This is a genomic window from Bradyrhizobium sp. 40, from assembly GCF_023100925.1.
Taxonomy (GTDB): Bacteria; Pseudomonadota; Alphaproteobacteria; order Rhizobiales; family Xanthobacteraceae; genus Bradyrhizobium.
Window position 1 is genome coordinate 376,560 of sequence record NZ_CP064688.1, and the last position, 23,451, is coordinate 400,010.

Annotated in this window: 22 protein-coding genes; 13 read left to right on the plus strand and 9 right to left on the minus strand. The window is 64.3% G+C overall.

The features are described 5' to 3' along the window. Positions 1-143: 143 nt before the first annotated feature. Positions 144-1,400: an aspartate kinase gene (locus IVB40_RS01740; RefSeq protein ID WP_247363095.1), complete on the minus strand. Its 1,257-nt coding sequence runs from the start codon at positions 1,398-1,400 to the stop codon at positions 144-146. A 150-nt stretch (positions 1,401-1,550) separates the two neighbouring features. On the opposite strand from IVB40_RS01740, the gene IVB40_RS01745 reads away from it, so the two are divergent. The 3 genes from IVB40_RS01745 (at position 1,551) to IVB40_RS01755 (ending at position 3,982) form a co-directional block, all read left to right on the plus strand. After that, positions 1,551-2,018 (plus strand): PH domain-containing protein, encoded by a 468-nt coding sequence (locus IVB40_RS01745; RefSeq protein WP_027515137.1) that lies wholly within the window; start codon positions 1,551-1,553, stop codon positions 2,016-2,018. Between the two features lie 15 nt (positions 2,019-2,033). Then, positions 2,034-2,807 carry a bifunctional 2-polyprenyl-6-hydroxyphenol methylase/3-demethylubiquinol 3-O-methyltransferase UbiG gene (gene ubiG / locus IVB40_RS01750; RefSeq protein WP_247817944.1) on the plus strand — a complete coding sequence of 258 codons (774 nt, stop codon included), beginning with the start codon at positions 2,034-2,036 and terminating at the stop codon, positions 2,805-2,807. Positions 2,808-3,082: 275 nt separating this feature from the next. After that, positions 3,083-3,982 (plus strand): EamA family transporter, encoded by a 900-nt coding sequence (locus IVB40_RS01755; protein ID WP_027568006.1) that lies wholly within the window; start codon positions 3,083-3,085, stop codon positions 3,980-3,982. Here IVB40_RS01755 and IVB40_RS01760 read toward each other — a convergent pair. Genes IVB40_RS01760 through IVB40_RS01775 form a run of 4 tightly spaced genes read right to left on the minus strand, consistent with a single transcriptional unit; the run spans position 3,979 to position 6,456 of the window. After that, on the minus strand, positions 3,979-4,464 hold the full coding sequence (locus IVB40_RS01760) for a DUF1178 family protein (protein WP_247405697.1): 486 nt from the start codon (positions 4,462-4,464) through the stop codon (positions 3,979-3,981). The two genes, IVB40_RS01755 and IVB40_RS01760, sit on opposite strands and share 4 nt — an antisense overlap. After that, positions 4,461-5,339, minus strand: a complete 879-nt coding sequence (locus tag IVB40_RS01765) for a carbon-nitrogen hydrolase family protein (RefSeq protein WP_247817945.1) — start codon at positions 5,337-5,339, stop codon at positions 4,461-4,463. Before IVB40_RS01765 ends, IVB40_RS01760 begins: the two co-directional genes overlap by 4 nt. Continuing rightward, entirely contained in the window at positions 5,336-5,611 is a 276-nt protein-coding gene (gene grxC, locus IVB40_RS01770; RefSeq protein ID WP_247819643.1) for a glutaredoxin 3, read from the minus strand. The genes IVB40_RS01765 and grxC overlap by 4 nt, the downstream gene beginning before the upstream one ends. Before the next feature lie 47 nt (positions 5,612-5,658). Further along, a complete protein-coding gene (locus tag IVB40_RS01775) occupies positions 5,659-6,456 on the minus strand; it encodes a ComF family protein (RefSeq protein ID WP_247817946.1) in 798 nt (265 codons plus the stop codon). Positions 6,457-6,520: 64 nt separating this feature from the next. On the opposite strand from IVB40_RS01775, the gene IVB40_RS01780 reads away from it, so the two are divergent. After that, positions 6,521-7,369 (plus strand): methyltransferase domain-containing protein, encoded by an 849-nt coding sequence (locus IVB40_RS01780; protein ID WP_247817947.1) that lies wholly within the window; start codon positions 6,521-6,523, stop codon positions 7,367-7,369. 114 nt (positions 7,370-7,483) lie between these two features. On the opposite strand, the gene IVB40_RS01785 is transcribed toward IVB40_RS01780, so the two are convergent. Beyond that, a complete protein-coding gene (locus IVB40_RS01785) occupies positions 7,484-7,894 on the minus strand; it encodes a (deoxy)nucleoside triphosphate pyrophosphohydrolase (protein ID WP_247282980.1) in 411 nt (136 codons plus the stop codon). Between the two features lie 139 nt (positions 7,895-8,033). Here IVB40_RS01785 and IVB40_RS01790 point away from each other — a divergent pair, with 139 nt between their 5' ends. Then, positions 8,034-9,389, plus strand: a complete 1,356-nt coding sequence (locus tag IVB40_RS01790; protein ID WP_027567999.1) for a TadE/TadG family type IV pilus assembly protein — start codon at positions 8,034-8,036, stop codon at positions 9,387-9,389. A 14-nt stretch (positions 9,390-9,403) separates the two neighbouring features. Here IVB40_RS01790 and argJ read toward each other — a convergent pair whose 3' ends face one another. Continuing rightward, positions 9,404-10,645, minus strand: coding sequence for a bifunctional glutamate N-acetyltransferase/amino-acid acetyltransferase ArgJ (gene argJ, locus IVB40_RS01795; protein ID WP_247817948.1), 1,242 nt, complete (start codon positions 10,643-10,645; stop codon positions 9,404-9,406). Between the two features lie 103 nt (positions 10,646-10,748). Next, a complete protein-coding gene (locus IVB40_RS01800; RefSeq protein WP_027567997.1) occupies positions 10,749-11,696 on the minus strand; it encodes a peptidylprolyl isomerase in 948 nt (315 codons plus the stop codon). Positions 11,697-12,057: 361 nt separating this feature from the next. On the opposite strand from IVB40_RS01800, the gene secA reads away from it, so the two are divergent. After that, on the plus strand, positions 12,058-14,898 hold the full coding sequence (gene secA, locus IVB40_RS01805; RefSeq protein ID WP_027567996.1) for a preprotein translocase subunit SecA: 2,841 nt from the start codon (positions 12,058-12,060) through the stop codon (positions 14,896-14,898). A 221-nt stretch (positions 14,899-15,119) separates the two neighbouring features. Here secA and IVB40_RS01810 read toward each other — a convergent pair whose 3' ends face one another. Further along, positions 15,120-15,554, minus strand: coding sequence for a MarR family transcriptional regulator (locus IVB40_RS01810; protein ID WP_007599198.1), 435 nt, complete (start codon positions 15,552-15,554; stop codon positions 15,120-15,122). A gap of 179 nt (positions 15,555-15,733) precedes the next feature. Here IVB40_RS01810 and IVB40_RS01815 point away from each other — a divergent pair, with 179 nt between their 5' ends. The 7 genes from IVB40_RS01815 to IVB40_RS01845 all read left to right on the plus strand — a co-directional run bounded on the left by IVB40_RS01815 (position 15,734) and on the right by IVB40_RS01845 (position 23,339). Next, positions 15,734-16,921: a substrate-binding domain-containing protein gene (locus IVB40_RS01815; protein WP_247817949.1), complete on the plus strand. Its 1,188-nt coding sequence runs from the start codon at positions 15,734-15,736 to the stop codon at positions 16,919-16,921. A 175-nt stretch (positions 16,922-17,096) separates the two neighbouring features. Then, entirely contained in the window at positions 17,097-18,611 is a 1,515-nt protein-coding gene (locus IVB40_RS01820) for an amidase (RefSeq protein ID WP_247817950.1), read from the plus strand. 138 nt (positions 18,612-18,749) lie between these two features. Beyond that, on the plus strand, positions 18,750-19,607 hold the full coding sequence (locus IVB40_RS01825; protein WP_063992465.1) for a branched-chain amino acid ABC transporter permease: 858 nt from the start codon (positions 18,750-18,752) through the stop codon (positions 19,605-19,607). A gap of 4 nt (positions 19,608-19,611) precedes the next feature. Then, positions 19,612-20,829 carry a substrate-binding protein gene (locus IVB40_RS01830; RefSeq protein ID WP_007599205.1) on the plus strand — a complete coding sequence of 406 codons (1,218 nt, stop codon included), beginning with the start codon at positions 19,612-19,614 and terminating at the stop codon, positions 20,827-20,829. Between the two features lie 6 nt (positions 20,830-20,835). Further along, the gene (locus IVB40_RS01835) at positions 20,836-21,930 is read left to right on the plus strand and encodes a branched-chain amino acid ABC transporter permease (RefSeq protein ID WP_247817951.1); all 1,095 of its coding nucleotides are present in this window, start codon (positions 20,836-20,838) and stop codon (positions 21,928-21,930) included. After that, positions 21,917-22,651, plus strand: a complete 735-nt coding sequence (locus IVB40_RS01840) for an ABC transporter ATP-binding protein (protein WP_027567990.1) — start codon at positions 21,917-21,919, stop codon at positions 22,649-22,651. Before IVB40_RS01835 ends, IVB40_RS01840 begins: the two co-directional genes overlap by 14 nt. Then, positions 22,644-23,339 (plus strand): ABC transporter ATP-binding protein, encoded by a 696-nt coding sequence (locus tag IVB40_RS01845; protein WP_007599215.1) that lies wholly within the window; start codon positions 22,644-22,646, stop codon positions 23,337-23,339. Before IVB40_RS01840 ends, IVB40_RS01845 begins: the two co-directional genes overlap by 8 nt. Positions 23,340-23,451 lie beyond the last annotated feature (112 nt).

The following is a 23,451-nucleotide window of genomic DNA, read 5'->3' on the forward strand; positions in this document are numbered from 1 at the left end:
CCGCCTCAACTGGGGCACAGTTTCCGGCAGCCCACCCTGTTCGCCGTATAGCGAATTGGGGTTTGTTTTGCCAAGCAAAACGCCTGCCAAACGCGAAAGTGTGGACACTTCGCGTTTGCTGCGACCGCTAAGAGAAAATTAGCCTAAGCCTGATCGAGACCGTAGAGCGTGTGCAGGGTGCGCACCGCAAGCTCGGTATAGGCGGTGTCGATCAGGACCGAGAATTTGATCTCGGAGGTTGTAATGGCCCGGATGTTGATATTCCGTCCTGCGAGGGCCGAGAACGCTTGGGCGGCAACGCCGGCATGGCTGCGCATGCCGCTGCCGATCACCGAGATCTTGGCGACGTCGGTCGCGGTGTCGAGCCGGGCATAATTGATCTGGCCCTTGGCCGCGGTGATCGTCTCCTTGGCCCTGGTGTAGTCGGCGGCCGGAACCGTGAAGGTGAGGTCGGTGGTCTTGCCGTCCTCGGAGACGTTCTGCACGATCATGTCGACGTTGATGTTGGCCTCCGCGAGCGGGCCGAAGATCGACGCCGCCACGCCGGGCTTGTCCTCGATCTGGCGTACCGAGATCTGGGCCTCGTCCTTCGAAAAGGCGATGCCGGTGACGACGTGGCTTTCCATGATCTCCTCCTCGCTGCAGATCAGCGTGCCGGGCGGCTGGTTGGCATGCGGATCGATATCCTCGGGCTTGTCGAAGCTCGAGCGGACGAAAATCGGCATGTTGTGGACCATACCGAGTTCCACGGAGCGGACCTGGAGCACCTTGGCGCCCTGGGAGGCCAGCTCCAGCATGTCTTCGAACGCGATCTTGTCGAGCCTCTTGGCCTTCGGCACGATTCGCGGATCGGTGGTGTAGACACCGTCGACGTCGGTGTAGATGTCGCAGCGGTCCGCCTTGACGGCGGCGGCGATTGCCACGGCCGAGGTGTCGGAGCCGCCGCGGCCGAGCGTGGTGATGCGGTTGGTCTCCGGGTTGATGCCCTGGAAGCCGGCGATCACGGCGACTTCCTTGCGCTCCCTGAAGCGCTTGATGATCTCGCTGCCGTCGATGCCCTCGATCCGGGCCGAAGCATGGGCGTCGCTGGTCGTGATCGGGATCTGCCAGCCCTGCCAGGAGCGGGCCTGGATACCCATGCCCTGAAGCACGATGGCAAGCAGGCCGGAGGTCACCTGTTCGCCCGAGGCGACCACGGCGTCATATTCGCGCGCGTCGTGCATCGGCGAGGCCTCGGTGCACCAGGCCACCAGCTCGTTGGTTTTACCGGACATCGCCGAGACGACCACGGCCACTTCATGGCCGGCGTCGACCTCACGCTTCACATGGCGTGCGACGTTGCGGATACGTTCGATGTTGGCGACGGACGTGCCGCCGAATTTCATCACGAGGCGGCTCATGACGACGCGTGCATTCCTTCATAAGGATCAGTATGGTGGCCCGCACGGGACGGGCCTCGCGGACACCGACCGCGCGTATACATAGCGTCGGGGCCGGGGGCAAGCGGGTTCCTGCGGGGCAGGGTGCGGGGTAGTGGGTTAACCGAGATCATGGCGCGCTATATCGACGAGATCCTGCAGCCTGGCGAGAAGGTGTTGTATTCGACCAATGCGCACTGGATCTTCTATTTTCCGGCGATCCTGGCCTGGATCGTGGCGCTGGTCCTGTTCGTCCTGTCCCGGCAAACCATCGTCGAGGGGCTTGTCCTGCTCTGTCTCGTCGCGGCCGGCCTGGTGGCTCTGGCGGCGCTGTACTGGACCGTGAAGGGCTGGTTCCATCGCTTTACCACCGAGACCGACGTCACCAATTTGCGGGTCGTGCACAAGACCGGCTTCATCAAGCGCCGCACCTTCGAGATGGCGCTGGACAAGGTCGAGAGCGTCGATGTGAATCAGACCATTCTCGGACGTATTCTCAACTATGGCGACGTGACCATCAACGGCGTGGGGGAAGGTCGCGAAACCATCCGGACCATCGCCTCGCCGCTCGCCTTCCGCAGTTCGATCACCACGCGGTAGGACCGCGCGCAACCCATGAGCATGCAGCAAGATACTTCCGCAACCGCAACCACCCCGCCGGGCTCGACCGTCGACGCCGCCGAGATCGCGAAATTCTCAAAACTTTCGGCCGAGTGGTGGGACCCCAACGGCAAGATGGCGCCGCTGCACCGGATCAACCCGCTGCGGCTCGGCTACATCCGCGATGCCGCCTGCCGCAAGTTCGAGCGCAACGTGCGCAGCCTCAACTGCCTCGGCGGTCTGCGCGTGCTCGACATCGGCTGCGGCGCCGGCCTGCTCTGCGAGCCGCTGTCGCGCCTGGGCGCGCAGGTCATCGGCGTCGATCCGTCGGTCAGCAACATCGCGGCCGCGAAGCTGCATGCCGACAAGGCGCATCTCGCGATCGACTATCGCTGCACCACGGTGGAGGAGATCGACCCGCGCGAGCGCTTCGACATCGTGCTGGCGATGGAGGTGGTCGAGCACGTCGTCGACGTCGGCGTTTTCCTGAAGCGCTGCGCGGCGATGCTGAAGCCGAACGGCCTGATGGTGGTCTCGACGCTGAACAGGAACTGGAAGAGTTTTGCGCTCGCCATCGTCGGCGCCGAATACGTCCTGCGCTGGCTGCCGCGCGGCACCCACGAGTGGAACAAGTTCGTCACCCCCGACGAGCTGACGAAATACCTGCTCGACAACCGCCTGGTCATTACCGAGCAGACCGGCGTCGTCTACAGCCCCTTCGCCGACAGATGGACCGTCTCGTCAGACATGGACGTGAACTACATGGTGGTCGCGGAAGGCATGGTGTGAGGCCGCGCCGCTCGCGGCGGCCTAGCTGTCTCCGCAAATATAGGTGTCGTCCCAGCGGAGGCCGGGACCCATACCCTCAGGAAGAAGTTGCGGCGCGAAGCAGGCAACCACGAATCTTCGCCAAATCACTCCCTGTGGTTATGGGTCCCGGCCTTCGCCGGGACGACACTGAGTTTGTGGCGATAGCATCGCTCCCATGACGTTCGTGTGGTTGACCCATTGAACAGCTAGCGGCAGGTTGGCCGCGATCTCTGGCCCCCCGCACCCCATCCCCCATGTTCACCATCGCCAGCCTCTGGATTCCCTTTACCGTCATTGCCGCGCTCGGCCAGGTCGCGCGCAATGCGATGCAGCGATCGCTGACGAAGCCGCTGGGGACCTGGGGCGCAACCAATATCCGCTTCCTGTTCGGCTTTCCGTTCTCGCTGCTGTTTCTCACGGTGGTGCTGGTCGCGACCGGCGATCATCTCGGCATGCCGTCCGGCGTGTTCTGGCCGTGGCTCCTGCTCGGCGCCCTCAGCCAGATCGTCGCGACCGGCCTGATGCTGCTCGCCATGAACGACCGTTCCTTCGTGGTGACGACGGCCTATTTGAAAACCGAGGCGATCCAGACCGCCATCTTCGGCTTCGTCTTTCTCGGCGATCATCTGACATGGCTCAAGGTGCTTGCGATCGTGATCGCGACCATCGGCGTCGTCATCACCGCGCTGCGTCCCGGTGGCGAGAAGAGCTTTGCCGAATTGAAGCCGACCATCACCGGCCTCGTCGCGGCGGCAGCGTTCGCGTTGTCAGCGGTCGGTTTCCGCGGCGCCATCATCAACGTGCCTGATGTCTCGTTCGTGACGGCGGCATCGTTCACGCTGGTGCTCGGCCTGTTCGTGCAGACGCTGATCCTGACGATCTACCTGCTCTGGCGCGCGCCAAAAGTGCTTCAGGGCATCCTCTCGATGTGGCGACCCTCGATGCTGGCCGGCTTCACCGGCGCCTTCGCCTCGCAGTTCTGGTTCCTCGCCTTTGCGCTGACGGCCGCCGCCAATGTCCGCACGCTCGCCTTGATCGAGGTACTGTTTGCGCAAGGCGTGGCCTATTACTCGTTCAAGCAGCCGATCGCGCCGCGCGAGATCATTGGCATCGCGCTGATCGTGCTCGGCGTCGCAGTGCTGGTGGGAGCCTAATTCCGATCTTCCGGCAGCGTCGGCAGCGGCGACACCTCGATGCCTTCGTCGATCAGCGACTTGGCCTCGTCGGGTGAGGCCTCGCCGTAGATCGGACGGTGCTCCTTGTCGCCGTAATGCATCGCGCGCGCTTCGGTGGCGAATCGCTCACCGACATTGTCGGCGTTCTTCACGATGTGATCGCGCAGCTCTTTGAGCTTGGCACGCAGCTCGCGCTCCTGCGCCATCAACAGCGAGGTCGGTGCGGATTGCGCAGCCTCGGGCGCGGGCGTCGTGGCGGTGGGCTCAGGCGGCGGCGTGGCGCGTCCGCGGCCCTTCTTGCCGACGACGCGCGGCGCCATGATCGCCTTTTCGACCTTGGCCGAGCCGCAGATCGGGCAGGTCACGAGCTTGCGCTTCACCTGAGAATCGTACGCGGCCGAGCACTGGAACCAACTCTCGAAGTCGTGGCTCCGGTCGCAGCGGAGCGCGTAGCGGATCATGCCGATCCCCGCACCAGGTGCAGATGGTCCGGCCCCGCCTTGGGGTCGGCGACGCCGAAGCGGCGGCCGTGCTGGAGCGAGGGGATCGCGCGGCGCGCGGTCTCGACCTTGGCCGGGTCGATTTTTGCCATGATGATGCCGGGCTCGACGTCGCCTTCGGCGAGGATCTCGCCCCAGGGATCGATGATCAGCGAATGGCCATAGGTCTCGCGCTTGTTCTCATGCAGGCCTGCCTGCGCCGCGGCGAAGATGAAGCACCCGGTCTCGATCGCGCGCGCACGCAACAGCACGTGCCAATGCGCCTCGCCGGTCTTGCGGGTGAAGGCCGAGGGCACCGTGATGAAGTACGCGCCGCTTTCGGCCAGCGCGCGGTAGAGCGCGGGGAAGCGCACGTCATAACAGATCGTCAGGCCAACGCGGCCCCAGGGCAGGTCGGAGATCACGGCCGTCTCGCCCGGCTGGTAATTGGCGGATTCGCGATAGCTCTCGCCGTCCGGCAGCTCGATGTCGAACATGTGGATCTTGTCGTAGCTCGCGAGCACATTGCCCTCGGGCCCGATCAGGAAGGAGCGGTTGACCGCTTTTTCGTCCGAAAAGCGCAGCGCCAGCGAGCCGACATGGATGTGGATCTTCAGTTCGGCCGCGAGCGCCCGGTAGGTCCTCAGCGAGTTGTCGTCGTCTTGGCTCTGAAGGTGCTCGAACAGTGCCTTGCGGTTGAGCTGCATCATGTTGCTGACTTCGGGCGTCTGCACGTAGTCGGCGCCATTGGCCGCAGCCTGGCGGATCAGCCTGGTGGCCTGCGCGAGGCTCGGCTCGGGCATCAGGCCGGTGCGCATCTGCACCATCGCCGCCGTGAAGGTCCTGGTGTCGCTCATGACTCCGCCTTGACGCTTTCGAGCATGGCGTCGAGCTTGCCTTCGCGATCGAGCGCGTAGAGCTCGTCGCAGCCTCCGACATGGGTTCCGCCGATCCAGATCTGCGGGAAGGTCGAGCCCTCGCCGGCGCGATCGTACATCTCCTGGCGCCAGGACGGGTTCTTGGCGATATCGAACTCCGTGAAGGTCGCCTTCTTGCGGGTCAGCAGCGACTTGGCGGCGGAACAATAGCCGCAGCCCGGCCTCGTGTAGATCTCGACAGCAGCGGTCATCTTGTCTGGCGCTCTCATGTCATGAATTCATTGAATTATATGGGACTTCACCGGCTCTCGACAACCCGGGCAAACACCAGCACATCCACTTGCGCCGCCTTGGCCCGGAGCAGGGCCCGCGCACAGGCATCCAGTGTCGCACCGGACGTCAGGACGTCGTCGACGAGGACAATGCGCCGACCCTGGACCTCCGCCTGACGGTCGGGGGATACCTGGAATGCGCCCTGCACATTGGTGGCGCGCTGGGCCCGCGACAGGCCGATCTGCTGCTCGGTCGCGCGTACCCGGCGCAGCACCTCAGCCTTCGCTTTCACCCCGCTTTGCCGCTCGATGATCCGCGCCAGCGCCCCGGATTGGTTGTAACGGCGGCGCCAGGCCCTTCGCCAATGCAGGGGAACGGGCACCAGCATGTCGGCCTCGGCGAGCAACTCGCCGCCCGCGCGCGCCATCCAGCGGCCCATGGCAGGCGCCAGATCCGTGCGGTCCTGGTATTTCAGCGCATGCACCAGGGTGCGCGCGACGTCGTCATAACGCACCGCAGCGCGCGCACGCTGGTAGGCGGGCGGGCTCGCGATCGCCTCCATCGACAGCATGTCGGGGCCCGGATCGTACACAAAAGGAATACCGAGCCGCGGGCAGTAGGGCCGTTCGATGAACGACAGCCGCGCCCAGCACGCCGCGCACACGCCCTCGCCGTCAACCGGCTCGCGGCAGGACACGCATAGCGTCGGCAGCGCGATGTCGAGCGCAAGCCGTGCCGCACGTGACAGCACGTGCCGGCCAGCCGTCCATGCGGCACGCAAGGGGGCGGCGATGGAACGAGAAGGGGCGGCGTCGGATGCCATGGCCGAAAGCTAGCGCCCCACGCACCGGATTGCCAGAACCGTCGCGATCGGCGTAACCAGCGGCATGGCTCAAGATCCGCAAACCCCGCCCGCTTTGTTCGATCGTGCTTTGCTGCATGCGCGACAGCGCCGCGCGCAGGCGCAAGGTGCCGTGAGCTTCCTGCTGCATCGGGTCGCCGAGGACATGTCCGACCGGCTGGCCGCGGTGATGCGGGAGTTTCATACAGCGGTCGATCTCTGGACGCCCGGCGAGGGTCTGGCGGTGCTGCGCGCGCGACTGCCCTCGATCGAGCGCATTGAGCTCGATGCGTCGGGTGCGGAGAAGCTGCCCTTTGCGCCCGAAAGCCTCGACCTCGTGCTCTCGGCGCTGGCGCTGCAATTCGTCAACGATCTGCCGGGGGTACTTGCGCAAATCCGTCGCGCGCTGAGGCCGGACGGGCTGCTGCTGGCGGCGATGATCGGCGGCGACAGCCTGACCGAGCTGCGCCAGGCTTTTGCCGCCGCCGAGGCCGAATGCGAGGGCGGCGTGTCGCCGCGCGTCGCACCGTTTGCCGATCTGCGCGACGTTGGCGCGCTGTTGCAGCGGGCGGGGTTTGCGCTGCCGGTCACCGACGTCGACCGCGTCGTGGTGCGCTACGCCAACGCGTTCGCGCTGATGCAGGATATCAGGCGCATGGGCGCCGCCAATGTGCTGATCGAACGGCGGCGCACGCCGAGCCGGCGATCGACGCTGCTGCGGATGGCGGAAATTTACGCGGAACGCTTTGCCGATGCCGACGGCCGCATCCGTGCGACATTCGATATCATCTGGCTCTCCGGCTGGGCCCCGCATGCGAGCCAGCAGCAGGCGCTCAAGCCCGGCTCAGCGAAGGCGAGTCTGGCGGAGGCGGTGAAGAAGGCGGGGAAAGAGTAATCCTCATGGTGAGGAAGCGCGTCAGCGCCGTCTCGAACCATGCAGGCCCGGCTCTCATCCGCAGCCATCCTTCGAGACGACCGCTGCGCGGTCTCCTCAGGATGAGGTCTGAGCTCACATCAGCAGATCAATCAAATGCGGGATCAGCGGAATGTCCGCGGGCGGCATGGGATAGTCGCGCAGCTTGTTGGCGCGGACCCAGGCCAGGGTCTGGGCTTCGCGTGGCATGACCTGTCCCTCCCAGCGCCGGCAGATGTAGAGCGGCATCAGGAGGTGAAATGTCTCGTAGCCGTAGCTTGCGAATGTCAGCGGCGCCAGGCAGGGCTCCGCGACGGTGATGCCCAGCTCCTCGTGGAGTTCGCGGATCAGGCTCTGCTCCGGCCGCTCGCCGGGCTCACACTTGCCGCCGGGAAATTCCCAGAGGCCGGCCAGCGTCTTGCCCTCGGGGCGCTGCGCGATCAGGACGCGGCTGTCGGCGTCGACCAGCGCGCAGGCCACCACCAGCGTCAGTTTGAGATCAGCCATGCCTGGAATGTCGCTCGCTGAAGGTCATTCGCAACAGTTCGTTAACCCTGTTAAGGCCCGTATTTCCGAGGTCTCCATAAGTCATATTTAATCCACGGTTCCTAGAGTGGAAACGCCGAAATCAATCCGGGCCAGATCCATGCGCGCTGAGTGTCGTACCATCTTCCGCCGGTTCCTCCGCGACCGGCGCGGCAATGTGGCGGTGATCTTCGCAATCTGCTGCGTGCCTCTGATCACGTTCGTCGGCAGTGCGATCGACTACTCCCGCGCGACGCAGGTCCGGGCGAAACTTCAGGGCGCGGCCGACGCGGCCAGCGTCGGTGCCATCGCCAAAGCCTCGCCGGGGTTTGCCGCCGCGGGCTCGATGACCACGGACGGCTCGATCGCGGTCGGCGTCACCGACGCCCAGAAAATCTTCGATGCCAATCGCGCCAACTTGACCGGCTATACGCTCAACAGCGTCACCCAGACCGTCGTCAAGACCGGCTCGACCATCAACTCGACCGTCTCGTTCACCGCCTCCATCAACACCATGTTTCTCGGCTTGATGGGCAAGACCACGCTGACCATGAGCGGCACGTCGGCGTCGACGGTCAATATGCCGCTCTATGTCGACTTCTATCTCCTGCTGGACAATTCTCCGTCGATGGGTGTCGCAGCGACACCGACCGACATCACGAATTTGCAGGCGAAGACGGGTGGATGTGCATTTGCCTGTCACGACACCACCAAGGCGGCCGGCACAAGCAACTACGACATCGCCAAAGCAAATGGCATCACGACCCGAATTGACGTGGTGCGCCAGGCGAGCGCGAACTTGATGGACACGGCCCAGAGCACGCAGACCTACGCGAACCAGTTCAGAATGGCGATCTACGATTTCGGCGCTTCGTCGGCGACGATCGGATTGAGAAATCTGTTCGCGCTCTCGTCGAGCCTGACCTCCGCCAAGACGGCGGCGGGAAACATCGACCTGATGGCGGTTGCCGGTCAGAATGACGTGTACACTATCGACAAGGATACTCCCCTCACCACTATTTTTCCCGCAATCAATAGCGCAATCGCCTCGCCTGGAGCAGGTACGTCCGCGTCACCGCTGAAATATCTGTTTTTTGTATCCGATGGGGTCGCTGACGAAGCCAACTCCGGCACGACGATGTGTAGTGTCTCGTCTTCTTCGTATCCTCTCGCGTCATCGAACCGCTGTCAGTCGCCGATCAATCCGGCGCTCTGCACGACCATCAAGAACCGGGGCATCAAGATCGCGGTGCTGTACACGACATACCAACCGCCTACTGACGGCTGGTACAACACATGGATATCGCCCTTTAATTCCGGGCCGTGGGGGCCGTCTCCGAACAGCAAGATCGCGCAGAACATGGAGAGCTGCGCTTCGCCGGGATTCTATTTCGAGGTTAGCCCCACCCAGGGCATTTCGGCCGCGATGAACGCGCTGTTCAAGAAGGCGGTCGCCGACGCGCGGATTGCGGGGTGAGGCAGCCGTAGACTCTACGACCTGTAGTCCCCGTTGATCGCGACATACTCCTTGGTGAGGTCGCAGGTCAGCACGCGGTCACGGCCCTTGCCGAGGCCGAGCGAGACCTTGATCGCGATCTCCGGCGCCTTCATCGCTTCCGACACCTGCGCCTCGTCATAGGACGGATCGCGTGCGCCGTTCTTGGCGACGCGGATGCCGTTGAAGGAGATCGAGAGCTTGTCGCGGTCCGCCGGCTCGCCGGCCTTGCCGACCGCCATCACCACGCGGCCCCAATTGGCGTCCTCGCCGGCGATAGCGGTCTTCACCAGCGGCGAGTTCGCGATCGACATCGCGATCTTGCGCGCCGAGGCCTTGGTCTTGGCGCCCTCGACGGTGATCTCGACCAGCTTCCGCGCGCCTTCGCCGTCGCGGGCCACCTGCTCGGAAAGATTGGCGAGCACCTGGTTGAAGGCCTTGACGAAGGCTTTCAGGCGCGGGTCGCTGGCCCGGCTGATCTTCGGCGCGCCGTGTTCTGCAGCAGCGCCGGTGGCGAAGGCCAGCAGCGTGTCCGAGGTCGAGGTGTCGCCGTCGATCGTGACCGCGTTGAACGAGTCCTCGACGCCGCTCTTGAGCAGCGCCTGCAGCGCGGCAGGCGCGATCGGCGCGTCGGTGAAGATGAAGGACAGCATTGTCGCCATGTCGGGGGCGATCATGCCGGCACCCTTGGCCATGCCGTTGATCGTGACCTTGGCCTTGCCGAGCTTCACGGTCGCTGTCGCGACCTTCGGGAAGGTGTCGGTGGTCATGATCGCCTTGGCGGCGGCGAGATAATCGCCGGCCTCGGCGGTTTCAGCGAGCCGACCAAGCACGCCGTCGAACTTGGTCGCATCCAACGGCTCGCCGATCACGCCGGTCGAGGCCAGGAAGATTTCTCCCTCGGTGCAGCCGACGGCCTTGGCCGCGATCTTGGCGGTCAGTGCGGTGGAGCTGCGGCCGGTCTTGCCGGTGAAGGCATTGGCGTTGCCGGAATTGACCACCAGCGCGCGCGCCTTGCCGCCCTTGAGCTTGGCGCGGCACCATTCCACCGGCGCGGAGGGGCATTTCGACTTGGTGAAGACGCCTGCGACCGCGGTGCCCTTGTCCATCACCGCGAGCAGCACGTCGGTGCGGTTCTTGTAGCGGATGCCGGCCTCGGCCGTCGCGAGATGGACCCCCGCGATCACGGGCATGTTCGGAACATTCTTCGGGGCGAGGGGAGAGACGGAGGAGGACATCGCGGGCGCCTTGATGGGATCTGGATATGCAGATGCCCGGCGCGGGGGCCGGGCATCACAAAGGCTTAGATACTCTTCACGTCACCGAAGTGACAGCGAATTCTTACTTCTTCGCGGGCGGAGCCATCTTGCTGTCGGACGGCTTCGCATCGGCAGGCTTGGCATCGGCAGGCTTGGCCGCATCAGCCGGCTTGGCGTCCTTGGCCGCATCCGCCGGCTGGTCCAGCCGCTCGACCTTGGCTTCCGCGCGCAGCTTGGCGACGTAGTCGGCCTGGGCCTTGCGGGTGACATACTGCTCGATCTGCGCCTTGACCTGCTCGAAATCAGGTGCCTTGCGGCTGCGCTTTTCCTCGACCTTGATGACGTGCCAGCCGAACTGCGACTTCACGGGGTCGGAGATCTTGCCCGGCTCGAGCGCGAAGGCGATTGCCGAGAATTCCGGCACCATCTGCTCCTTGGTGAAGAAGCCGAGGTCGCCGCCGTCGGCCGAGCCCGGATCCTTGGACTTCTTCTTGGCGAGCTCGGCGAAGTCGGCGCCCTTGTCGAGCTCGGCCTTCACCGCCTTGGCCTCGTCCTCGGTCTCGACCAGGATGTGGCGGGCGTGCACTTCCTGCTCGCCGGTGATCTGCTTGGAGGCCTCCTCATAGACCTTCTTCATGGCATCCGGGGTGGTGGCGGCCTTGCCCTCGCCGGCGAGCAGGCTGTCCATCAGCAGGCGGTTGCGGGCGAACGCGAGCCGCTTCTTGAACTCCTCGCCGTCAGCGAGCTTCTTGTCCTCGGCGGCCTTGCCGACGATCTTCATGTCGATCAGGAAGGACAGGACGTTCTCGTCCTTGGTCGCCGGGTCCATCTGGGCGAGGCTCGGCCCGAGTTCCTCTTCGGCCATGGCGACGTCGCTCTTCTTGATTTCAGCGCCATTGACCTTCGCCAGCACCGGATCGTCGGCAGCCCGGCCGGGACCCGCGATCAGCGCCAGCGCAAGGCAGCCCACGAGGGCGGTGGCGAGGCCGAAGCGCAGGCCGGTTTTGGTTACCGGGAACGAGGTGGTCATGAAAAATCCTTTTGTTGAAGCAGGGGGCTGCTCGAGCGGGGCGGACACTCGCCCAATTCAGGGGGCCTTGGCAACGCGAAAAGTCTGTCAAAATGATGAATTAGCCGCAATGCACCCGCCGTTGACAAGGCCCTGACCGGGCCATATCTCTGCCCGGTCGCGTCCATGCGATGGCGTTTATTTTGCTGCGTTTTTGGCCGTTGAACCCAGACTTGCCCAACTCCCACCCATATGGCGGATGGACCCCCCGCAGACGGGGCTCCGGCGCCCAGCAGGCGTCACGGTGAGTTGATAGGCAGGCGGGTGACAACCTCTTGGCTGCAACGCGAACGCGGTTGAATCGCGAACACAGGAACTAAGCATGATCGGCGCGCTCGCCCGTAAGTTTTTCGGCTCCGCCAACGACCGGCGGGTGAAGGGATATCAGTCCCGCGTCAACGCGATCAACGCGCTGGAGCCCGAGGTCTCGAAACTCTCCGACGAGGCCCTCAAGGCCCGCACCGCCGAGTTCAGGAAGCAGCTCGCCGAGGGCAAGACGCTGGACGACCTCCTGGTCCCCGCTTTCGCCACGGTCCGCGAAGCCGCCAAGCGCACGCTCGGCCAGCGCCATTTCGATGTCCAGCTGATCGGCGGCATGGTGCTGCACGAGGGCGACATCGCCGAGATGAAGACCGGCGAAGGCAAGACCCTGGTTGCAACGCTCGCGGTCTATCTCAACGCGCTCGCCGGCAAGGGCGTCCACGTCGTCACCGTCAACGACTACCTCGCCCGCCGCGACTCCGACTGGATGGGCCAGATCTACGGCTTCCTCGGCTTGACCACCGGCGTGATCGTGCACGGCCTCGACGATTCCGAGCGCAAGATGGCCTATGCCTGCGACATCACCTACGGCACCAACAACGAATACGGCTTCGACTATCTGCGCGACAACATGAAGTACCGGCTCGAGGACATGGTCCAGCGGCCGCACTTCTATGCGATCGTCGACGAAGTCGACTCCATCCTGATCGACGAAGCGCGCACGCCGCTGATCATCTCCGGCCCGCTCGACGACCGCTCCGACTTCTACAACACCATCGACGGCTTCCTGCCCAAGCTCGACAAGTCCGACTACGACGTCGACGAGAAGCAGCGCACGGTGACGCTGACCGAAGCCGGCATGGAGAAGATCGAAACGCTGCTGCGCGATGCCGGACAGCTCAAGGGCGAGTCGCTCTACGACGTCGAGAACGTCTCCGTCGTGCACCACATCAACCAGGCGCTGCGCGCCCACACGCTGTTCACGCGCGACAAGGACTACATCGTCCGCGACGACGAGGTCGTCATCATCGACGAGTTCACCGGCCGCATGATGCAGGGCCGCCGCTATTCCGAAGGCCTGCATCAGGCGCTGGAAGCCAAGGAACACGTGCAGGTCCAGCCCGAAAACCAGACGCTGGCCTCGATCACCTTCCAGAACTATTTCCGGATGTACGAAAAGCTCGCCGGCATGACCGGCACGGCGCTGACCGAAGCCGACGAACTGTTCGACATCTACAAGCTCGAGGTCGTGGAGATCCCGACCAACCTGCCGGTCGCCCGTCTCGACGAGGACGACGAAGTCTATCGCACCCAGAACGAGAAATACGCCGCGATCCTGGCCGAGATCGAGCGCGCCAATGCGCGGCTGCAGCCCGTGCTGGTCGGCACCGCCTCGATCGAAAAATCGGAAGTGATCGCCGAATATCTCAAGAAGCACGGCTATCGGCAGATCGATTTCGGCAACGAAAATTCGATGCAGAAGCTGTACGCCGCGGCCCGCGCCGGCAAACCGGCAAAGCTGTTCGCGGTGCTGAACGCGCGCTTCCACGAGCAGGAAGCCTACATCGTCGCGGAAGCCGGCGTCCCCGGCGCGATCACGATCGCGACCAACATGGCCGGCCGCGGCACCGACATCAAGCTCGGCGGCTCGCTGGAAATGCGCATCCAGCAGGAGGCCGCTTCGATCGAGGACCAGGCCGAGAAGGCCTTGAAGATCGAGCAGATCAAGGCCGACATCGAGCACTTCCGCGAGATCGTGCTGAAGGCCGAGGAAGAGGTCGAGATCGAGCCGGCGAAGGGTTCGAAGCCGGCCAAGACCGTGAAGAAGCCCGGTGGCCTCTACATCATGGGCTCCGAACGCCACGAATCCCGCCGCATCGACAACCAGCTCCGCGGCCGTTCCGGCCGTCAGGGCGACCCCGGCCGCTCCAAATTCTTCCTGTCGCTGGAAGACGATCTGATGCGCATCTTCGGCTCGGATCGCCTCGACAGCATGCTGCAGCGTCTCGGCCTGCAGGAGGGCGAGGCGATCATCCATCCCTGGATCAACAAGGCGCTCGAAAAGGCGCAGCAGAAGGTCGAGGCCCGCAACTTCGACATCCGCAAGAACCTGCTCAAGTTCGACAACGTCCAGAACGACCAGCGCAAGGTGATCTTCGACCAGCGCGTCGACCTGATGAAGGACGACAGCGTCGCCGAGACCGTCGCCGACATGCGCCACGCCTTCATCGACGACCTCGTCGCCAAGCACGTGCCCGAGCATGCCTATGCCGAGCAGTGGGACGTCGCGGGCCTGAAGGAAGAGCTCAAGCGCGTGCTCGATCTCGACCTGCCGGTCGAGGACTGGGCCAAGGAAGAGGGCATCGCCGACGAGGAGCTGCTCACGCGCATCGAGACCCGGGCCGACGAGCACATGGCGGCCAAGGTCGGGCAATGGGGCCCCGACGTGATGCGTTACGTCGAGAAGACCATTCTGCTGCAGACGCTCGACCATCTCTGGCGCGAGCATCTGATCATGCTCGACCATCTGCGCCAGGTCATCGGCCTGCGCGGCTACGGCCAGCGCGATCCGTTGCAGGAGTACAAGACCGAAGCGTTCAACCTCTTCCAGGAGATGAGCGCGCATCTGCGCGAGGCCGTCACGGCGCAGCTGATGCGGGTCGAGATCGTGCCGCCGGAGCAGGAAGCCCCGGTGCTGCCGCCGATGGAAGCGCACAAGTTCGATCCGAACACCGGCGAGGACGAAATGGCGCTCGCCAGCGTCACCCTCGGAGCGCAGGCCACCGACGCCGCGTTGCGCGATCCCAAGAACCCGGCAAGCTGGGGCAAGATCGGCCGCAACGAGGATTGCCCCTGCGGCTCAGGCAAGAAGTACAAGCACTGCCACGGGCGGTATGCCTAAGGCTTGAATGTGAGGCGCCGACGTCGGTGCCTCACTCTCCGCTGTCGTCGCCCGGTTTAGCCGGGCGACCCAGTACGCCGCGGCTTCTCGGTTCAAATCACATCAGTCTCTGGAATACTGGATCGCCCGATTAAATCGGGCGATGACAGCGAGTATGTGGCGCGCAGCTCCATCTCCATCGTCGGGACGACCGTGTCGAGGGAGCTAGCTAAACGCACCACTCAGTTCGAACTATCGATCAAGCTCTCCAGCAGCCGCTTTAATTCGCTCGTCGACTTGTCGCCGTAGCTCTCCAGGATGTGCTCCTCCTGGTCGACCGCGAGCGAGTTGAGCTTCTTGCTCAGCACCTTGCCGCGATCGGAGATGAACATCAGAACCTTGCGGCGATCGTTCGGGTCCTGCACGCGGTAGACCAGCGTGTCGGAGACCATGCGGTCGATCATCTTGGTCAGTGTCGGATGGTTGAGCAGCACGGCGTCCGCGAGCTCGCCCATCGAATGGCCGTTGCCATCCGACAGGACTTTCAGGATGCGCCACTGCTCGACGGGCACGCCTTCCTTGCTCAACCGCAGTTCGAGCTGCCGGTTGATCTCCCGGTTGGCTTGCGCGAGCAGGTAGGCGAGGTGTTCGGTGATCGGGGTGTTCGGTTTTGCCACGGCTAAGACTTTGTCTTGACCCAAATGAGTGAATGTCTTGCAATCGATGCTGCATCTATATGCACTTCAATTCTTGAATATTCAATATTTTCAAAATAGGATATTGCCCAACAATAGGGCGGGGTGCCGCGGCCGCCTCTCGAATGAGCTTTCAAGTCTGGTCTCAGACAGGAGTTGGCGTGCGCGCGACGGTAAACTTCCCGGCTCACGGCGGTCCGGCGTTACCGCCGTCCTTGCTGTTCAGGAATCTGTCGTCCGCGGCAGCGGATTTCGACCTGTCGCCGACTGACGCGCATTTCATGAAGCGCCGCGGCGCACACAACAAGCTCCGCATCGGGGGCTTCATGTGCTGCACCGGCTCGCCCGGCGTTTGGGGCCCGTGCGCGACAAGCAGCGCGCAGCTCGCGGTCGCCGAGATCAACAAGCGCGGCGGCATTCTCGGGCGCGAAATCGAGCTTTCGATCTATGACGCGGGCGGCCCACTCGACGGGATTCTGAGCCGCGCCGAGCAGGCGATCGCTTCGGATGAGATCGACCTCATCGTCGGACTGCATACCAGCGCGGTGCGCGTGGCGCTGCGCAAGGTCACCACCCGTCACCGCATCCCCTACATCTACACGCCCGTTTACGAGGGCGGCGAGCAGACGCCGGGCGTCATGGCGATCGGCGAGACGCCGCGCTGGCAGAGCCGCCCCTCCATCCACTGGCTTGCCGACGTCAAGAAGGCGGCGCGCTGGTACCTGATCGGCAGCGACTATGTCTGGCCTTGGCAGTCGCACCGCGCGGTGAAGCGCTACATCAAGGAGGCCGGTGGCCATGTCGTCGGCGAAGAGTTCGTTCCCCTCGGCGAAGACAACCACGAGCCGCATCTGGAGCGCATCCGTGCCGCGAGGCCGGACGTCGTCCTGATCTCATTGATCGGCACCGACAGCATCACGTTCAATCGCGCGTTCGGCGAATGTGGTCTTGGCGCCGCGACGCTGCGGCTGGCGGGGGCGATGGACGAGACCGTGCTGCTCGGAATCGGCGCCGACAACAGCGAGAACCTGTTCTGCGCCTCCGGCTATTTCCCCGGCATCGGATCGCGGGCCAACGACGACTTCCAGAGCCGCTATCGCGCGATGTTCGGACCGAACGGCCCCCCGATCGGCTCGCTCGGCCAATCCAGCTATGAGGGACTGCGCTTCCTCGAGGCCGTGGCGAACAAGGCGGGCACGTTGGCGATGGGGCCGATGCTCGCGGCCGGCCGCAACATCGTCTATGGCGGCGCGCGCGGTCCCGTCACCGTCAGGAACGGTCACACCCGGATGCAAATGTATCTCGCCGGGGCGGATGGCCTCGATTTCAAGCTGATCAAGCCGATCTGATGCGGGTGCGGCCATCTGCAAACGCCCCAATCCAAAATAATACTTGAAAAGGAAAATATTTCCGTCTGTAATATCGAGATGAAGCCGATGGGCTCGCGCCGTGCACGCGCGCCCATGAGGCTCCAATGCCAAGGATTCCAATTCCGGGGATCAAGAAGCTTTTGAGGAGAGCGCCGTGACAGTTGTCCTTCCCACGCCAGCCCAATTGCGCAGTGTCGCCGACCAGTGCGGCCTTTCGCTGACCGACGACGACGTCGCCTCGTTCCGCGGCCTGATGCAGGGCTCGATCGAAGCCTACAATCTCGTCGGCGCCATGCCGGACGAGGTGCCAGAGGTCAAATATCCGCGCACGCCGGGCTATCGGCCCTCGCCGGAAGAGAACCCGCGCAACGCCTGGTATCGCAAGTCGACCGTGAAGGGTGCGGCGAGCGGCAAGCTCAAGGGCAAGACGGTCGCACTGAAAGACAACATCATGCTCGCCGGCGTGCCCATGATGAACGGCTCGGCGACGCTCGAAGGTTACGTCCCCGATTTCGACGCCACCATCGTCACCCGCATGCTCGATGCCGGCGCCGAGATCGCCGGAAAAGTCCATTGCGAATCCTTCTGCATGTCCGGCGGCAGCCACACCAACGCGGTCGGCGCCGTCCACAATCCGCACAAGATGGGCTATTCGGCCGGCGGCTCGTCGTCAGGCTCAGGCGTCGTCGTCGCGCTCGGCGAGGTCGACATGGCAATCGGCGGCGACCAGGGCGGTTCGATCCGCATGCCGTCCTCGTTCTGCGGCACCTATGGCATGAAGCCGACCTGGGGCCTCGTGCCCTACACCGGCATCATGCCGATCGAGGTGTTCGTCGATCACACCGGCCCGATGACGGCGACCGTCGCCGACAACGCGCTGCTGCTGGAGGTGCTGGCCGGCGACGACGGCTACGATCCCCGCATCAAGGCGCCCAAGGTCGAGGAGTACACCAAGGCGCTCGGCCAGGGCGTCAAGGGCATGAAGATCGGCATCCTCAAGGAAGGCTTTGAGCAGGCGAACGCGGAGGCCGCCGTGAACGAAAGCGTGCGGGAGGCCGCAAAGCGTTTCAGGGATCTCGGCGCCACGGTCGAGACCGTTTCGATCCCGATGCATCTCATGGGTCCCGCGATCTGGACGCCGATCGGCACCGAGGGCATGACCCAGACCATGATGTATGGCGACGGCTATGGGCTGAGCCGGTCCGATCTCTATTCGACCACGTTGATGGACTTCCATCGCGGCTGGCGGCGGCAGGCGGATTCCCTGTCCGAGACCACAAAGCTGTTCCTGCTGCTCGGCACCTACATCAACAACACTTTTGGTCCGCGCTATTACGGCAAGGCGCTCAACATCTCCCGGCGCCTGACCGCGGCCTATGACAAGGCCTTTGGGGATTACGATCTGCTGCTGCTGCCGACCACGCCCATGAAGGCGACGAAACTACCGGAGCCCAACGCCAGCCGCGAGGACTATGTCGCACGTGCGCTGGAGATGATCTCCAACACTGCGCCGTTCGACATCACCCATCATCCCGCGATGTCGCTGCCCTGCGGCATGGTCGACGGCCTGCCCGTCGGCCTGATGCTGGTCGGCCGCATGTTCGAGGAATCCATCATCTACCGCGCCGCCCACGCCTTCGAGCAGATCGGCGACTGGAAGAAGATGTGAGCGAGGCATTGATGCGGGCCAACGGAACAGGGAAGCGTTTCCGCGCGACGTGGATACCGGTTCGCGCCAGGAAAACGTGTCAAGACAACAAGCCTGAGCCCCGTTCCGATTCCATCGGAACGGGAAAGGCGCTGGCGCATGGCTAACGCGTTCGTCGCGGCGTTCGAGATCCTGAGCTTCGGCGCGATCATCGTCCTGATCGTGCTGGGGCTCGGGATCATCGCCAGCATGATGGGCATCTTCAACTTCGCGCAGGGCGAGTTCGTTCTGCTCGGGGCCTACATTACCTATCTCGCCTATGCCAAGGGCCTGCCGATCTGGGCCGGCATGGTCGCCGCGCCCTTCGTCGTCGGCGCGCTCGGCTTCGTGCTGGAGGCGCTGATCATCCGACGCTTTTACGCAGCCCCCATCGTCGCCATGCTCGGCACCTATGCGCTCGGCTTGATCATCCGCGAATCCGTGCGCGGCCTGATCGGCGGCTTCTATCTCACCGTGCCGGAGCCGATCGGCGGCTCGATCGACATCGGCGCCATGCATATCTCGGCCTGGCGCTTCACCATCATCGTCATCACGGCGCTGGTGATGGGCGGCTGCTATCTGCTGCTGGCGCGCACCAGCTTCGGCCTGCGCGTGCGCGCCACCCTGGAAAATCCGTCGCTGGCACGCGCCTCCGGAATCTCCACGCCGCTGATCTACGGCGCCACCTTTGCGTTCGGCGCGGCACTTGCCGGCCTTGCCGGCGCGCTGATCGTCCCCGTGTTCAGCCTGTTCGCCGATCTCGGCCTGCGCTTCCTGATCCAGGGCTTCGTCGCGGTCATGGTTGGCGGCGTCGGTTCCTTCATCGGGCCGGTCGCGGGCGCCGGCGTCATCGGCACGCTCAGTGCCGCGCTGCCCTGGGTGATGGCGCCCGTCGTGGCCGATGTCCTCGTCTTCGTTCTCGCCATCGTCTTCATCAAATTCCGGCCGCAGGGCCTCATTGCTGGAAAAGGGGTTTAGTCACATGTCCGATCGCACTCAGCTCTCCCGCCGCCGCTTCCTCTCGAATTTCGCCTTTGCCTCCGGGGCGGTCGCAACCGGCGTCGGCAGTTGGGTGATCCCGGCGCCCTGGGCCAATGCGGCCGAAGCCCCGATCAAGGTCGGTATCGCCACCGACCTCACGGGGCCGATCGCCTATGCCGGCAATGCCGACGCCAACGTCGCCAAGATGGTGATCAAGGAGATCAACGCCGGCGGCGGTCTGCTCGGCCGCCCGCTCGAGCTCTACATCGAGGACACCGCCTCGAACGAATCCGTCGCGGTCGGCAATGTCCGCAAGCTGATCCAGCGCGACAAGGTCGACATGGTGCTCGGCGGCATCACCTCGTCGATGCGCAACGCGATCAAGGACCCGATCGTCGCGCGCGGCAAGACGCTCTACATCTATCCGCAGCTCTACGAGGGCAAGGAGTGCACGCCCTATCTGTTCTGCACCGGGCCGACGCCCGCGCAGCAGTGCGACGAGTTCATTCCCTGGCTGATCAAGAACGGCGGCAAGAAGTTCGCGCTGCCGAGCGCCAACTACGTCTGGCCGCACACGCTCAACGTCTATGCCCGCAAGGTGATCGAGGCCAATGGCGGCGAGGTCGTGTTCGAGGAATACTATCCGCTCGACCAGGTCGACTTCTCCTCGACCGTCAACCGCATCATCTCCAACAAGGTCGACGTCGTCTTCAACACCGTCATCCCGCCGGGCGTCGGCCCGTTCTTCAAGCAGCTCTATGAAGCGGGCTTCCTGAAGAACGGCGGACGGCTGGCTTGCGTCTACTATGACGAGAACACGCTCAACATCAATCAGGCCGCCGAGATCGAGGGTCTCGCCAGCTGTCTCGACTATTTCAAGGTGCTGACCAAGGAGAACCCGTTCGACGCAAAAATCCAGGCCGCCTACGAGAAGGATTTCCCGGGCAACTTCCTGTTCGCCGCCGGCAGCGCCGCCACCGGCACCTATCGCGGGCTGAAGCTGTGGGAAGCCGCCGTCAAGGAAGCCGGCAAGATCGACCGCGAGTCGGTCGCGGCTACGCTCGACCACGCCAAGATCGCCGAGGGCCCGGGTGGACCGGCCGAGATGGTCCCGGGCAAGCGGCACTGCAAGATGAAGATGTACACCGCGGTCGCCAAGGGCGGGAATTACGAGATCGTCGGACGCAGCGACGGGCTCGTCGACCCCAAGGAGTGTTAAGCCGGAATGCTGAAGTCGATGGGCGCAGTGAAACAGGCGATCCCCGCCGAGATCGGCGGGGAGGCGGACGTCGCCATGACTGAGCACGGACCAACGAAGCAAGCCGCTTCGGGCCGAAAGGTCTTGCCGATCGTGGAGGGCGTCGTGCTCGCCGCGGCGCTGCTCGCGCCGCTGCTGCTGCAGGACTACCTCACGGTGTTCGCGACGCGGGTGATCATCCTCGCGCTGTTCGCGCTGTCGTTCGATTTGGTGTGGGGCTATGCCGGCATCATGAGCTTCGGCCAGGCGCTGTTTTTCGGCTCGGCCGGCTATGGCGTGGCGCTGCTCGCGCGCGACCTCAACATCACCAACATCTTCCTGGTGCTGCCTGCGGGCACCATCATCGGCCTCACCTTTGCGCTGCTGCTGGGCGGCTTCCTGCTGCTGGGACGGCATCCCTCCAGCGTGATCTTCGTCTCGCTGGGCACGCTGACCGGATCCTACGCCGCCGACCGGCTGGCGCGCGGCTGGTACTATCTCGGTGGCCAGAACGGCATTCCCTCGATCTCGTCGATGACGCTCGGCAGCTACGAGTTCTCGGAAGGGCCGCCGTTCTATTATCTCGTGCTTGGCCTTCTTGTGGTGGTCTATCTGCTTTGCCGTTTTCTGGTGCGCTCGCAATTCGGGTTGGCGCTTGCGGGATTGCGCGAGAACGAGCAGCGCATCGCCTTCTTCGGCTACAAGACGCAGCACCTGAAGGCGATCATCTTCGCGATCGGCGGCGCGGTGGCGGGTCTTGCCGGCAGTCTTTACGCCTTCCACGAAGGTTTCGTCTGGCCCAACATGGTCGGCGTCGTGGTCTCGACGCAAGTCGTGCTCTATGTGCTGTTCGGCGGTTCCGGGACGCTGATCGGCGCCGTCATCGGTGCCGTCATCGTCGAGGGCGTCAGCTTCTGGCTGTCGGACAATTATCGCGAGGTCTGGCCGATCATCCTTGGCGTGCTGCTCCTGCTCGTGATCCTGTTCCGGCCGCTCGGCCTGATCAGTTTCGTGCTCGGCGAACGCGAGCGGGTCGGCAGTTTCGGTGGCAAAGCGAAGGAGAAGCGCGATGCCGCTCCTTGAAGCCACCGGCGTCAAGAAGATCTTCGGTAAGCTCACCGCGCTCGATGGCGCCGCGCTGACCGTCGGCGAGAACGAGTTTCACGGCCTGATCGGCCCGAACGGCTCCGGCAAGAGCACGCTGATGAAGTGCATTGCCGGCGCCGAGGTGCCGACGCAGGGCAAGGTGAGTTTCATCAACACCGACATCACCGCGTTCACGCCGACCGAACGTGCCCGCGCCGGCATGAGCCTGAAATTCCAGATCACCAGTGTGCTGCCGACGCTGACGCTCTATGACAACATCCTGCTCGCGCTGCAGGCGCAGTCCTCGCTGTTCGATCTCGTGTTCTCGCGCACGCGCGGGCTCCTGCACGATCAGGTCATGACCATGCTGACGCAATTTCGCCTTGCCGGCCGCGCTTTCGACGCGGCGGCTGCGCTGTCGCATGGCCAGCAGCAATGGCTAGAGATCGCGATGGCGCTTGCCTGCAAGCCGAAGCTTCTGCTGCTGGACGAGCCCACCGGCGGCATGAGCCTGGAGGAGCGCCGCGTCACCGGCGAACTGTTGCAGCCGATCAAAAAGCATTGCTCGCTCGTCATCGTCGAGCACGACCTCGATTTCATCCGCGACATCTGCGATCGCCTCACCGTGCTCGACCAGGGCAAGGTGCTGGCATCCGGCACGGTGTCGGAGATCCAGGCCAACAAGGCCGTCCAGGAGATCTATTTGCGCCGTGCCTGAATTTTTGGACATCAAGCATCTCGACGCCGGCTATGGCCGCAGCCAGGTCCTGTTCGACGTCAACCTCGGCATTCCCTGGCGCGGCGGCGTCGCCGTGCTGGGCCGCAACGGCGCCGGCAAGACCACGCTGATGAAGACCATCGTCGGCGAGCTGCCGGCGTGGAAGGGCGAGGTCGCCTTCGACGGGCGCGACATCAGCCGCCGCGCGACCCAGGAGCGCGTGCGCGCCGGCATCGGCTACGTGCCGCAGGAGCATTCGGTGTTCGCGCGCCTGTCGGTGCGCGACAATCTTGCGGTCGGCTCGCTCGCGAGCAGGAAGGCCGACGCGGTCGACCACGTGCTGACCATCTTCCCAAAGCTCGGCCAGCGCCTCGACCAGCCCGCCGGCACGCTGTCCGGCGGCGAACGCAAGATGCTCGCCATCGGCCGCGCGATGCTGGGCGATCCAAAACTGCTTCTGCTCGACGAGCCGACCGAAGGCGTCTGGATCGGCGTGATCGAGGAAATCACCGAGCGCCTGATCGAACTCGCGAAAACCATCGCCGTCATCATCGTTGAGCAGCACCTCGACCTCGCACTGCGCGTCGCCGATTACGCCTACGTGCTCGACCGCGGCCGCGTCGCGCTGCAAGGCGAGGCAGGCGAGGTGAGGGGCAATCCGGAGCTGCTGCGGTATCTGGCGCCGTAGGAGAGCGCGCGTGAAGCGCGCCGCTCTCACACCGAACTCGGCTGTCATGCCCCGCGAAGGCGAGGCATCCAGTACGCCGCAGCTTCTCGATCGATAAGGAGTGCCTCTGGAA

What these genes read in the sequence shown, in the direction of transcription:
- IVB40_RS01740 (WP_247363095.1), bottom strand. Translation starts at nt 1,400, where the DNA reads ATGAGCCGCCTCGTGATGAAATTCGGCGGCACGTCCGTCGCCAACATC.
- IVB40_RS01830 (WP_007599205.1), top strand. Translation starts at nt 19,612, where the DNA reads ATGTCCGATCGCACTCAGCTCTCCCGCCGCCGCTTCCTCTCGAATTTC.
- ubiG (WP_247817944.1), top strand. Translation starts at nt 2,034, where the DNA reads ATGAGCATGCAGCAAGATACTTCCGCAACCGCAACCACCCCGCCGGGC.
- IVB40_RS01800 (WP_027567997.1), bottom strand. Translation starts at nt 11,696, where the DNA reads ATGACCACCTCGTTCCCGGTAACCAAAACCGGCCTGCGCTTCGGCCTC.
- IVB40_RS01825 (WP_063992465.1), top strand. Translation starts at nt 18,750, where the DNA reads ATGGCTAACGCGTTCGTCGCGGCGTTCGAGATCCTGAGCTTCGGCGCG.
- IVB40_RS01835 (WP_247817951.1), top strand. Translation starts at nt 20,836, where the DNA reads ATGCTGAAGTCGATGGGCGCAGTGAAACAGGCGATCCCCGCCGAGATC.
- IVB40_RS01785 (WP_247282980.1), bottom strand. Translation starts at nt 7,894, where the DNA reads ATGGCTGATCTCAAACTGACGCTGGTGGTGGCCTGCGCGCTGGTCGAC.
- grxC (WP_247819643.1), bottom strand. Translation starts at nt 5,611, where the DNA reads ATGACCGCTGCTGTCGAGATCTACACGAGGCCGGGCTGCGGCTATTGT.
- IVB40_RS01760 (WP_247405697.1), bottom strand. Translation starts at nt 4,464, where the DNA reads ATGATCCGCTACGCGCTCCGCTGCGACCGGAGCCACGACTTCGAGAGT.
- IVB40_RS01755 (WP_027568006.1), top strand. Translation starts at nt 3,083, where the DNA reads ATGTTCACCATCGCCAGCCTCTGGATTCCCTTTACCGTCATTGCCGCG.
- IVB40_RS01775 (WP_247817946.1), bottom strand. Translation starts at nt 6,456, where the DNA reads ATGGCATCCGACGCCGCCCCTTCTCGTTCCATCGCCGCCCCCTTGCGT.
- IVB40_RS01780 (WP_247817947.1), top strand. Translation starts at nt 6,521, where the DNA reads ATGGCTCAAGATCCGCAAACCCCGCCCGCTTTGTTCGATCGTGCTTTG.
- argJ (WP_247817948.1), bottom strand. Translation starts at nt 10,645, where the DNA reads ATGTCCTCCTCCGTCTCTCCCCTCGCCCCGAAGAATGTTCCGAACATG.
- IVB40_RS01790 (WP_027567999.1), top strand. Translation starts at nt 8,034, where the DNA reads ATGCGCGCTGAGTGTCGTACCATCTTCCGCCGGTTCCTCCGCGACCGG.
- IVB40_RS01840 (WP_027567990.1), top strand. Translation starts at nt 21,917, where the DNA reads ATGCCGCTCCTTGAAGCCACCGGCGTCAAGAAGATCTTCGGTAAGCTC.
- IVB40_RS01765 (WP_247817945.1), bottom strand. Translation starts at nt 5,339, where the DNA reads ATGAGCGACACCAGGACCTTCACGGCGGCGATGGTGCAGATGCGCACC.
- IVB40_RS01745 (WP_027515137.1), top strand. Translation starts at nt 1,551, where the DNA reads ATGGCGCGCTATATCGACGAGATCCTGCAGCCTGGCGAGAAGGTGTTG.
- secA (WP_027567996.1), top strand. Translation starts at nt 12,058, where the DNA reads ATGATCGGCGCGCTCGCCCGTAAGTTTTTCGGCTCCGCCAACGACCGG.